6 protein-coding genes are annotated in these 12,550 nt (G+C 60.7%); 4 read left to right on the forward strand and 2 right to left on the reverse strand.

Annotated features, from left to right (window positions below; translation table 11 throughout):
- The coding region (locus ACE3SE_RS14520; protein WP_374556272.1) for a hemagglutinin repeat-containing protein at nt 1-6,788 on the forward strand (6,788 nt) is incomplete at its 5' end.
- Between the two features lie 53 nt (nt 6,789-6,841).
- On the opposite strand, the gene ACE3SE_RS14525 is transcribed toward ACE3SE_RS14520, so the two are convergent.
- Nucleotides 6,842-8,614, reverse strand: coding sequence for an ATP-binding response regulator (locus tag ACE3SE_RS14525; RefSeq protein ID WP_374556273.1), 1,773 nt, complete (start codon nt 8,612-8,614; stop codon nt 6,842-6,844).
- 264 nt (nt 8,615-8,878) lie between these two features.
- Between ACE3SE_RS14525 and ACE3SE_RS14530 the strand changes: the two genes are divergently transcribed.
- The 3 genes from ACE3SE_RS14530 to ACE3SE_RS14540 all read left to right on the forward strand — a co-directional run bounded on the left by ACE3SE_RS14530 (nt 8,879) and on the right by ACE3SE_RS14540 (nt 11,567).
- The gene (locus ACE3SE_RS14530; protein ID WP_374556275.1) at nt 8,879-10,585 is read left to right on the forward strand and encodes a ribonucleoside triphosphate reductase; all 1,707 of its coding nucleotides are present in this window, start codon (nt 8,879-8,881) and stop codon (nt 10,583-10,585) included.
- 111 nt (nt 10,586-10,696) lie between these two features.
- Nucleotides 10,697-10,873, forward strand: a complete 177-nt coding sequence (nrdD, locus tag ACE3SE_RS14535; RefSeq protein ID WP_131360248.1) for an anaerobic ribonucleoside-triphosphate reductase — start codon at nt 10,697-10,699, stop codon at nt 10,871-10,873.
- The gene (locus ACE3SE_RS14540; RefSeq protein WP_374556278.1) at nt 10,851-11,567 is read left to right on the forward strand and encodes an anaerobic ribonucleoside-triphosphate reductase activating protein; all 717 of its coding nucleotides are present in this window, start codon (nt 10,851-10,853) and stop codon (nt 11,565-11,567) included. Before nrdD ends, ACE3SE_RS14540 begins: the two co-directional genes overlap by 23 nt.
- Before the next feature lie 38 nt (nt 11,568-11,605).
- On the opposite strand, the gene ACE3SE_RS14545 is transcribed toward ACE3SE_RS14540, so the two are convergent.
- Nucleotides 11,606-12,292, reverse strand: coding sequence for a hypothetical protein (locus ACE3SE_RS14545; RefSeq protein WP_374556280.1), 687 nt, complete (start codon nt 12,290-12,292; stop codon nt 11,606-11,608).
- Nucleotides 12,293-12,550: the final 258 nt, after the last annotated feature.

Raw genomic sequence — 12,550 nt, forward strand, 5'->3', positions numbered from 1 at the left:
GCAACAGCGCCAGCGGCTGGATACAGGCGGCGGGCTACAGCAGCCTGCAACTGGCTGCCCTGAACAATAGCGGCAGCTGGCTGCTGTCCACGACCAATGGCAGTACAGCCGACAACATCAGCCTGAGCGGCAGTCTGACTGACAGCGGTACCCTGCAATCTGCCCATGCACTGAATATGACAGCCAGTAGTGCCGACCTCAGCGGCAAACTGCTGGCGGCGGGCGATCTGGCCATTACCACCAGCGGCAACTACAGCAATCAGCAAGGTGCCGTTACCCAGTCCGGCGGCACACTGGGGCTGAATACTGCCACGTTGAGCAATGCCGGTACGCTCAAGGCCAATGCACTGAACCTGACTGCCGGCAACGGTTTTACCAATAGCGGCAACAGCCAGGCTGACAACGGCAATGCCGTATTGCGCGTCAACGGCACATTGAGCAACAGCGGCACCCTGTTTGCTGGTGGCAATCTGGATATTGCCGATGCCAACGGCGGCGGCAGTGAAAGCTTCAGCAATAGCGGCACCATGCAGGCCAATGGCAATCTGCTGTTGCAAGCTACAAGTGCCAGCAACAGCGCCAGCGGCTGGATACAGGCGGCGGGCTACAGCAGCCTGCAACTGGCCAGCCTGAACAATGCTGGCAACTGGCTGCTGTCCACTGCTGACAATAGCCAGGCAGACAACATCAGCCTGCAAAGTCCGCTGAGTAATGTGGGTGTTTTGCAGTCGGCCCATGCATTCAATCTCAGCGCCAATAGTGTCGACAACCAGGGCAAGCTGTTGGCAGCAGGCGATCTGGGCTTGTCACTCAATGGCACGCTAAACAATGAAAGCAATGCCAGCATTCAGTCCTCCGGCAGCTTGACGGTAAGCGGTGTCACCCAGCTGGACAATGGCAATGGTGCATTGTTGGCGGGCAACCGACTGACCGTGAATGCAGGCACGCTGAACAACAGCGGTACGGTACAGGGTGGTAGGGCAAGCGATAGCAGCCTGAATATCAGCGGTAGCCTGAGCAACAGCGGCAACGGACTGATCAACATGGCCAGCCGGACAGGGGGGGCTGGTACGGTTACCGCCAGTAGCATTGATAACAGCGCCAGCTTGCAGTCTTATGGCGGCCTCAATGTGGTGATGGGCAGTGGCGGGCTGAGCAATAGCGGTACGCTGGTGGCCGATCAGGCCTTGAATATCAGCGGACAGGGGGGCAATCGCTACAATGTAACGGCCAATGGCACCATTCAGGGTGGCAGCCTGAATATCACGGCCGATACGCTCAGTATTGGCAGTGGCAAGGCGGTACAGTCGCAAGGCGACATGAATCTCGATCTGAACAGCCTGAGTTTTGGCAACAGTTCGTCCCGCATTGTTGCGGCACGTAGCGGTAGTGGCACCGGTACGCTGACCCTGCACAACGACCTCAATAACGATGCCGGCATTTATTCCGGTGGCGATTTTGTGGTGAATGCCACCGATATCACGGTGGGTAGCAATGGTGGCATCTCGGCACTGGGCAAGCTCACGCTGAATGCCCGGTGGGATGTGATCAACAGCGGTGCCTTGTATGCCGGAGATACCCTGCAGCTTAATAGTGGCTCGGGCGGCATGATCATCAATAACGGTACTGCCGACGGCCCGCTGGGCAGCATGCGTGCCGGTCGTCTGATCAGCCTGACTGCAAGCATCATCGACAACAGCAGCACCATCGAAAGCCAGGGTGACATCACGCTGAGCGCCCCGATCATTCATAACGACACCTATGGCGGAGACACCCGTTACTGGGGCAGTCCGCAATCAGTTTCCACCAGTTCGGTGTATACGTCGCAGGGCTACAATGGTTGCGGCTGTGTCGACCAGACCGAGTGGACGGACTACAGGAAAACCTGGACGATTCAGCAGACCTATGCCGATGGTGCCACCACGCTCAACAGCAAGCCGCAAATCATCGGCGCCGGGGTGGTCACGCTGCAAAACTTTGACCGGGTGACCAATCTGGCCGGGGTGATTTCGGCAGGCACGCTGAATCTGCAAGGGAACAGCGGGGCCAGCTTTGTCAACGACGACCTGGCACTGCAAAAACGGGGCTACAGCCAAACCTGGCAGCATTACATCAAGTACATTGCGGCTGGCCCGGAAAAGTACATCGACGACCCGGACCATAACAACAGTGGTGCATATGTGTCGCAGTACTATCCGGCGGTGTACTCCAGTGGTGCCGGTATTTACGCCGTCCATGGCATTAATGGCAACAGCTTCTCGCTCAGCAATACCAGCTCGGCTTATGGCAGCCCCAGCAGTGGCACCGGCCCCAATCTGGGTAGTGGTGCCAGCCTCAGCAGCAACGCCGGCAGCGCCAGCGGTGCCAGCGCCGGTAATGTGGTGGTAAGCAGCCAGACCACCGGCAATGCCGCCGCCAGTGCCAGCACCAGCCAAGGCAGCAGCGGCCTGTCAGCTGGCAGTGCCAGCCTGGGTCAGGGGGCGACGCTTTCCGGCAGCATCAGTTTTGGTGGCCTGCATATCTCGCTACCGACAAATCCCAACGGCTATTTCGTACCGGTCAGCCAGCCCGGTGCGCACTATCTGATTGAAACCAACCCGCTGATGGGTGTGGACAACAACGCTACCGGCTCCAATTATCTTCTGAACTTGCTTGGCTTCAACCCGGACACCGCCCAAACGCGTCTGGGCGATGCCAGCTATGAAACCTATCTGATCCAGCAACAGCTGATTGCCCAGACCGGCAATAATCTGCTGAAAGGCTATGCCAGCCAGAATGCGGAAATCCAGAAGCTGATGCAGAACGCCGCCAGCGATGCCAAAACCCTGGGCCTGACCCTGGGGCAGGCTCCCAGCGCCCAGCAACTGGCCAGCCTGAAGCAGGATATCGTGTGGATGGTCAGCACCACGGTGAATGGCCAGAGCGTGCTGGTGCCGCAAGTGTTCCTGGCCCCGGCCACCATCGCCAGCATTCAAAGCGGGGCGGTAATTGCCTCCAGTAACATCAATCTCAAGCTGGATGCGCTCAACAATACCGGCGGCACCATCAGTGGCAGCAAGAGCCTGGATATCAGCAGCAAGGGCGACATCACCAATACCTCCGGCACCATCAGTGGCGGTAACGTCAACCTGGCATCCACCAATGGCAGCATCGTCAACCAGACGCTGACACAGGGAAGTGGCAATGACAAAAACTTTGCCACCAGTATTGGTAAGCAAGCGAGCATCAGCGCCACTGGCAATCTCGGTCTGACGGCTGCCAAAGACATCAGCAATCTGGGTGCGAATGTCAGTGCAGGCGGCAATGCCAGTCTGGCGGCCAAGGGCAATGTCACATTTGACACGCTGCAAGACAAGACTGTCTCCACCACCAGCCAGAGCACCAGTACGGCCTTCAACCGCTCCAGCACCAGCAGTACGGTCACCACGGTAAAGCAGATCAAGTCCGGGCTGAGCGTGGGTGGCAACCTTGATATGGCGGCCGGGAAGGACATCACGCTGGCGGGGACAGATGCCAGCGTGGGCGGCAATGCCAAGCTCGACGCCAAGGGAAGTGTGCAACTGCTGGACCGCACCGACACCACCACTACGCATACGGTGACTAGCCAGAGCGGTCTGGGTGTGGGCGGCGGTCTGTTCGGCACCTCGGTCACCACTACTGATACCAGCAAGGGCAACAGCGTGGGCAGCAGCCTGAAGGTGAAGGGCGATGCCACGCTCAATGCCGGTGCGGACATCACCCTGCGTGGTTCCACGCTGGACGTGGCGGGCAGCGGCAGCCTGAATGCCAGCAATGTACAAGTGCTGGCCGGGCAGAACTATGAAACCCGCCAGGAGCAAACCAATACCACCACTTTCTTCAAGATTGCCGGCCCGTCCACTAGTAGTAAAACCGGTGCCCAAAGCAATGCGGACAGCACCAGCTCGGCCAGCAAGGGTCTGGCCAAGGCCAGTGCCGGCGCAAATGCTTCCGCCAATGCCTCCGGCCAGGCTAGTGCCGGTCTGGCGCTGATGAGCAATACCCAGACCACCAGCACCGACAGCAGTAGCAACAGTGTGGCTTCCAGCCTGCGCATTGGTAAAAACGGCAATATCAATGCTGCGCAGAATATCGATATTGCCGGCTCCACGCTGAAGGCCGGTGGTGATTTGCAACTGAATGCCCAGCAAGTGGATATTCGGGCGGCGGAAAACAAATCCACTCATAGCAGCACCACTACAGAAACCACGGTGGGACTGATGACCAAGGTGTCGGGTGATGCCGATGCCAGCGCCAAGGCCGATGCCAGCGCACAAGCCAAGAAAACTGCCATTGGCACCAAGGCTGCGGCGGCTGCCAGCGCCGATGCCAACGCCAATGGCCAGGCCAACCTGACCCTGCTGGACATCACCGCTACCAAGAACGACAGCAGCACGCTGACGCATAGCGGCAGTGCCGTGAGTGGCGGCAATGTCAGCATCAATGCCGGCAAGCAGCTGGCCTTGACCGGTTCGCAGCTCAGTGCGGACAAGGATATGCAGATCAAGGCCGGACAGGTCGTGGTGGGTACGGTGAAGGATGTCAGCACATCCAGCACCCAGCGCACCGATGTGTCGATCGGGTTGATGGCTTCCAGTAATAACAATGCCAATGCCGGGGCCAGTGTCGATACCGCTACCGTGGTCAATGCCAGCGCCGGGGCTTCGGCATCGGCCAGTTCAAACAACAAGCTGACCCTGCTCAAGGCTGTTACCGGCACTGATAGCAGCCTGGATGTGGTGAACCAGGGTTCGCAAATCAAGGCCGGTGGCAATCTGAAACTGGATGCCGGCAAGCAGCTGGATGTCACCGGTTCCGGCATCGCCGCAGGTGGCAATGCCGACCTCAAGGCGGACAGCCAGCATTTCAATGCGGCACAGGATGTGCATCAGTCCAGCAGCAGTAGCAACACCACTACGGCCGGCCTGTATCTGGATGCCTCCACCGGCGCTAATGCCACAGGCAAGGTAATGGCGGAAACCGGTGCATCGGCCATGGTTGGTGCCGGTTACTACGTCAACAATAGCGGTAGCAGCAGCATGAAAGGCAGCACCACTGCCGTGGTGTCCCAGTTGAGTGCGGGCGGTGACATGAGTCGTACTGCCAGCAAGGATATTGTTGATACCGGTACGGCCATCAGCGCTGGCGGCAATTTCCGTCAGAGCGCCACCACCATCACCAGCAAGGCCGCCAGTGATGCCAGCTACAGCAGTAGCAGCCAGCAAAACTCTGAGGGACGGGTGGGTATGTATGCCGGGGCGTCGGCCTCGGCTACGGTCAGTGGCGGAGCCGCGGCCGATGCGTCGGTTGGTGGCAGCATCAGTGCCAAGCATGACGATGCGCAAAGCACCAGCAATGCCAGCACGGCACGGGTATCCACCATCAAGGTGGGGGGCGACTTCAGCAGTAACTCCAGCCAGGCCACCAGCCTGGAAGGCAGCCGTATCAGCAGCGGTGGTAACGTGGATCTGAAGGCGGGTTCGCTGGATTATCGTGCAGCTCAGAACACCAGCAGCACCACCGGTACGCAGGCCAATGCAGCAGCTTCCTTGCAGGTGAATGTGAATGCCGAACATGTCGTGGGCGGCGAACTGAGCATGGCGGGTGGCGGTGGCAGCAGCCAGTCGCGCAGCAGTACTGCCGTGGTGGGTGGTATCAGCAGCGGTGGTGGCATGAATATCACGGTGAAGGATGATGCCAGCTTTGCCGGCACTGCCTTGTCCAGCAAGGGAGATGTCAATGTGAACGCGGGCGGCAAGGTGAATTTTGCTGCCGCCAACAGCACCAGTCAGGCCACGTCCCGTGATGCCAGTGCCTCGTTCAGTGCCGGTGGTTCCACCGGTGGTGGCGTGGACAACAAGCAAAACAACGGCATGGTTTCAGCAGCGGCCAATTACAGTCAGTCTGACAGCCAGAGCACCAGCAAGACGGCTGCCACGCTGCAAAGCGGCGGTGCCATCACGGTGCGTAGCGGTGGCGACATGAATCTGGAAGGCAGCAAACTCAACAGCAAGGGTGATGCCACGCTGGCTGCCGGTGGTCAGTTGACCATCAGCGCCGCACACGATACGGCCAGCACACAGAAGATTGGTGCCGGGCTGAGTGCTGGTGGCAGTGGTGGCAGCAGCACTGACAAGGGCAAGGAAACCAAGGAGGCATCGGTCAGCGTCGGGTTGTCGGGCGAGTATGGCCAGAGCCAGAAGGACAGCGCTAGCGTGGCCACGCTAAATAGCGGTGGCAAACTCAAGCTGTCTGCCGGTCAGGACATCAAGCTGGAAGGCACGGCACTGAAGGCGGGTGAAACGGTATCAACCCAGGCGGGTGGTCAGGTCATCAAGCAAAAAGCAGTGTCGTCCAGCAGCGGGGTGGACCTGTCTGCTGGAGCCACGGTGACCTTGAAGAAAAAAACCACTAACGATACCGCAGCCAATGACACCACCAAGACGCAGACTGACCGCGACAAGCAGGCTGCCCTGGCCAAGGAAGCGGCCGATGTGGTGAACAAGAAAAAAACCTCTGGCACCAATAGTCTGAGCAATGCCGGTGATGCCATCAGCAAGGCGGCTAATCAGCCGGAAAGCTCCTTGCTGGACAAGGCCAAGAACAGCAAGCTGGGTCAGGCGGCAGACAAGGTGATCACCAAGGGCAAGGAGCTGAAGGACAAGATCCCGGTGCGGGTTGGCGACTTGCAAGGTGGCGGCAGCCTGCAGCTGGAAAACAGCACGTCGGTGGATGTCAGCATCACCCAGGGCAAGGACAAACCGAACTAAGCCGGTTTGGCGCAACGCCACAACCTCGGCCCGCATCCAGGGTCGAGGTTTTTTTATGGCTGACTGTCAGCCAGTAATTCTGCCAGGCAAGCGTACAGTTGCTGCGGACTGACCGGCTTGTGCAACAAGGGCAGGCCGCTGTCACTGGCTTCGCGCAGCCGCGCCGGGGCGGTGTCGCCGGTCAGCAGCAGGGCGGGGATGTCGCGTCCAACTGCCTTGCGGATGGCACGGATGGCATCGGTGCCGCTTTTCTTTTCGCGCAGCCGGTAGTCGCTGATCAGCAAGGCAGGCGTCTGTTGCGCCAGCAAGGGCAGGGCGGCTTCCAGCGATTCTGCTGCCATGCACTGGCAACCCCAGCTTTGCAACAGCATCACCATGCTGCTGCGCACGATGTCATCGTCCTCGATCAGCAACACGGCGGCCCTGGGCAGGGGCTGGCTGATGCTGACTGGCGGCGGGGTTTCTGCGGGTAGCGGGTTGGTCACTGCAATGCGTGGCAGGGCAAGGCGGAACACGCTGCCGCGGCCTGGTCGCGACGCCACCCGCAAGGGGTGTTGCAGCAGCTGGGTGAGGCCGCGCACGATGGCCAGCCCAAGGCCCAGGCCTTTCTTGCGGTCGCGTTCCGGATTGCCCAGCTGATGGAATTCGTCAAAGATTTCTTGCTGTTGCTGCGGGTCTATGCCGATGCCGCTGTCCCATATCTCCAGCAGCAGCTGGTCGCCACGGCGACGGCAGCCCACCAGAATGCCGCCTTGCTGGGTGTAACGGATGGCATTGCTGATGAGGTTGCGCAGGATCAGTTCAATCAGTGACGGGTCCGACAGCACCACCTCGGCCGTGTCACGACTGCGGTAGAACAAGCCCTTGGTGTTGGCCAGCGGTGCCAGCTCCCTTTCCATCTTGTTAAGCAGCGGCTGCAAGGCAAAGGCTTGCAGCTGCGGGGTAATCACCCCGGCATCCACCCGCGAATAATCCAGCAGGCTGTGCAGCATTTCCGCCGAGGCATTGGTAGCGCTCTGGATATGGCCGATCAGCGACTGCTGGTTCTGGTCCAGCTTGGTCTTGCCCAGCACTTCCAGAAACAGCCCCTGTGCGTGGATGGGTTGGCGCAGGTCGTGACTGGCGGCAGCCAGGAATTTCGATTTGGCGATATTGGCCTGCTCGGCCTCTTGCTGGGCGCGCAGTGCCGCGGCCGAAGCCTGACGCAGCCGGTCCACCAGTTCCAGGTTTTCAAAACGCAGCTCGATGGCCCCTTTGGCCGCCTGCGCACTATTGCGTGCCTGCATCAGCAAGGTGGCCAGATACATGATCGCGGCCAGGCCCAGCGCATTGAGCGCCAGTGCATCCGACTGCAAGGACTTGAGCGCAATCATGCCCAGTTCCAGCGTGATGAAGGCGATGAAGGCAGGCAGCACCGGCGACAGGATGGACATGGAATTACCCGCCACGCCGGACAGCACGGCAATGGCCAGAATCCAGCTGGGGGGCGACGCCGGGTTCAGCCCCACCCACATCAGGCTGCCCCAGGCCGCGCCGTCGATGGCGTGCAGTACCACCAGACGCCGCCGCAGCTGCGGCAAGTTGGCTGGCCGGATGGCACGGGCAAGTATGCGGCGGGCGTCGAAGCTGTCCACCAGCTTGGAGGCAATCACCACCACGCACCACAGGGTCAGCCGCAGCGGGTCGGCCTGGTGCTGCAAGGCATAGGCCACCAGCAATACCACCAGAATGCCGGGCAGGACCGAGCTGCCCAGGTTGTTGAGCAAGAGGCGGATCTGTTCGATGCGGACCTTGTCCTGCCTGCCTTGTTGTTCTGTGTTGATCATGTGCGGAAGAAGGTAAACCGTTTGTTTCCGGAAACAGGCACGCAGGGCGCTGCCAGGCTGTGCTTGCAGGCCATTATAGGGCCCAGCCCTATTCAGACTGCCAGTTTACTGATGACGATTATGCCAACATGCCTGCCGCGGCGGCTGGCAGGGCACCACGCTTGATGCGGATCAAGTGTTTTGTCTTGTGTCCGGCATAGCCATAAAAATCTATATATAGTGTTTTGAAAATTTTAATCACTATATATTGTTATGAAAAATACCGTGCTGCTGAATCCGCTTGCCACGCTGGACGAATACCTCAGCCGCGCCGACTGGCGCGTTTCTGCCAATGCCAATCAGGGCTATAGCCTGGGCGGGATGATACTCAATGCCGCCGGCAAGCTCACCGCCAACTACTGGCTGGACGGCATTTATCCGCCGGAGGTGGCGCAGGCCCATCGCGAGGCAGACTTCCACCTGCATGATCTGGACGTGCTGGCAGGCTATTGTGCGGGCTGGTCGCTGCGTCAGCTGCTGCATGAAGGCTTCAACGGCGTGCCGGGCCGGGTGGAATCGGCTCCGCCGCGTCACCTGAGCGCGGCGCTGGGGCAGATGGTGAATTTTCTGGGCACCCTGCAAAACGAATGGGCAGGCGCGCAGGCGTTTTCCAGCGTGGATACCTATCTGGCACCCTTCCTCAAGCGCGACGGGCTGGACGATGCCGCGCTGGAGCAGGCCATGCAGGAATTTGTGTACAACCTGAATGTGCCCTCACGCTGGGGCACGCAAACCCCGTTCACCAACCTGACCTTCGACTGGACCTGCCCGGCCGACCTGGCCCCGCAGATTCCGCTGATTGCCGGAGAGGAAATGCCGTTCTGCTACGGCGACTGCCAGCCGGAAATGGACCGCATCAACCGCGCCTTCCTGCGGGTGATGGGTGCGGGCGATGCGCATGGCCGGGCGTTTACCTTTCCCATTCCCACCTACAACATCACGCCGGATTTCGACTGGGACAGCGCCAACGCCGATTTGCTGTTCGACCTGACCGCCCGCTACGGCCTGCCGTATTTCCAGAACTTCCTTAATTCCGATCTGGAACCGCAAATGGTGCGCTCCATGTGCTGCCGCCTGCAACTGGACCTGCGCGAGCTGCTCAAGCGCGGCAACGGCCTGTTTGGCAGTGCCGAACAAACCGGCTCGCTGGGCGTGGTTACCCTCAACTGCGCGCGGCTGGGCTACCGCTTCCGTGGTGACTGGGACGGCCTGCTGGCCGAAACCGACCGCCTGCTGGCGCTGGCCTGCACCAGCCTGGAAATCAAGCGCCAGCGGGTGCAAGGCTGGATGGACGACGGCCTGTATCCTTACACCAAGCGTTATCTGGGTACGCTGCGCAATCACTTCTCCACCGTGGGGGTGAATGGTATCAACGAGCTGATCCGCAATTACAGCAACGATGCCGACGACATCACCACCGACCACGGCCAGCAACTGGCGCTGCAACTGCTGGACCACATCCGTGCCCGCATGGTGCAGATGCAGGAAGACACCGGCCATCTGTACAACCTGGAGGCCACCCCGGCGGAAGGCACCACCTACCGCTTTGCCCGCGAAGACCGCAAGCGCTACCCGGACATCCTGCAAGCCGGGCCAATCGACAAGCCTTATTACACCAACTCCAGCCAGCTGCCGGTGGGGCATACCGACGACCCCTTTGTCGCCCTGCAGCATCAGGAGCCACTCCAGGCGCGCTACACCGGCGGTACCGTGCTGCACCTGTACATGACCGAGGCGGTCAGCTCGGCCACGGCCTGCAAGCAGCTGGTGCACCGTTCGCTGCAACGCTTCCGCCTGCCTTACATCACGGTAACGCCCACCTTCTCGGTCTGCCCGCAGCACGGTTATCTGAGCGGACATCATGAATTCTGCCCCAAGTGCGACGCCGAACTGCTGGCCCGTACCACGGCAGCCACCGCGCCTTGCTGCTGAAATGCTTGTCGAGGCTGACAAAAGCCTGCCGCAGCCTTGGGCCAGCTGGCCCAAGGGCATCACGCCATTTTGTTAGCCGCGCCTAAACCCCAACCCTCACAGGAGAGCAATATGTCCCATCAAACCGACATCAAACAGGCGGAACAGCTGGACCCGTCCCTGCGCACCCGCTGCGAAGTATGGACCCGCGTCATGGGTTACTTCCGCCCGGTATCCGCCTTCAATACCGGCAAGCAGGGCGAATTTGCCGAGCGCGTGCATTTTGATGAACAGCACCTGCACCACTGAATCCAGCCTGGCGCTGGCCGGTGTCGCCCCGTTTTCCAGTTGCGACTGGCCGGGGCGGCTGGTGGCCACCGTGTTTGTCGCCGGCTGCCCCTGGCGCTGCGGCTATTGCCACAACCCCGGCCTGCAAGCCCGCAGTGCCGGGCAACTGGCCTGGCCAGAAGTGCGCAGCATGCTGGCGGCGCGGGTCGGTTTTCTCGATGGGGTGGTGTTTTCCGGTGGTGAACCCACACTGGCCCCGCAACTGGCGGACTGGATACAGGATGCCCGCCAGCTGGGCCTGGCCATCGGCCTGCACACGGCGGGTATCTATCCGCATCGGCTGGCGGTACTCAAGGGACTGGTGGACTGGATTGGCCTCGACATCAAGGCCGCGCCCGGCGGGGTGGATGCCGTCACCGGCGTGCCTGGCAGCGAAAGCCGCATGTGGCAGGCACTGGATGTTGCGCTGGACATGGTAGCGGACGGTGGAGCCACGCTGGAATGCCGCACCACGCTGGACCCGCGCGTGATGACGGCAGACAGCCTGCACCGGCTTGCGGCAACACTGCAGGTCAGGGGCGTCACCCATGCCGCCTTGCAACAGGGGCGGGATGCCAAAGGCCAGCCATTGTTCGACGCCACACAATGGCCGGGTCAGGCGGTACTGGACGACTGGCAGCGGCGCTTTTGCCAGTTCAGCTGGCGTCACGCCTAGCATTTACGCACTTGGCGTCTGCGCGCTCGCGCCAGACTTCAAGCCGGGCGGGCTGGTCCCTGCCCATCACGCAGCAACTGCCGTGACAGACGACTGTGCAAGCGCTGATGGCAAGCGGCAGCCAGCCCCAGCAATTCGCCATTATCGGCAGAGATGCCCGGCGGCGTGGCTATCTGCTGCGCCAGCGCCTGCAAGGGCGTGGCCGAACTGTTCAGCCCCAGCAAACGGCCATGGGCATGGCGCAAGGGATGGTCCGGCGTGTAATCCAGCGTCAGCAACCAGTGTGAATGCTGCCAGCGCGCACCCTGCGCCAACACAGCCTGCAACACCGCATGGCTCACCTGCACCCCGGCCTCCGCAGCCAGCGCCAGCGCCTGCTCCCAACGCGGGGCAGTGGGCGGAATCTGTTCCAGTGCCGGTAGCAACTCTCTGTTCAACCAGTCACGCAACTGCCGCGCCAGCGGTTTGCCACTACGACGCAAGGCGCGCAGCAAAGCCGTTGCGGGCCAGTATTCGTTTGTGACTTCTGTTTCTGGCGTGTTTTGGTGAGTGGTGTCTGCGGCGACTAAGTGCTGTAAGCGTTGGCCGAGACGTCGGCCAGTGACAGCCAGCACATCGCCGCTGTGCAGCCACCATTGGCCGTCATGGCGCAGTACGTGCAAGGGTTTGCCGTGGTAGTAAAAGCAAAGGGGAGGCGGGCGTTGGGGGGAGGTTTGCGTAGTCATGAAGCGGGTTCCTTTGAACGTGAAAGCGCCCATTGCTTTCGGGCAGGGCAACCGCTTCGAGATGGTGTGTTGAGCACCAGCGGCGGATTCTAGGGATGGCATCACATGGTGGAAACTGGCTGAAGGTGGGGGGGTGGATTATCACCATCATCTGCGATAGCGGATGTGGCTCTGAATTTATCTTTAAAAATCAAAGATAAATTCAACTTCGCGGGTCTCGCCCCGCCGTCGAGGTACTTTACTTTTGCTTCGCCAAAA

It is taken from the genome of Aquitalea pelogenes (assembly GCF_041914625.1).
GTDB classification, from domain to species: domain Bacteria; phylum Pseudomonadota; class Gammaproteobacteria; order Burkholderiales; family Chromobacteriaceae; genus Aquitalea; species Aquitalea pelogenes.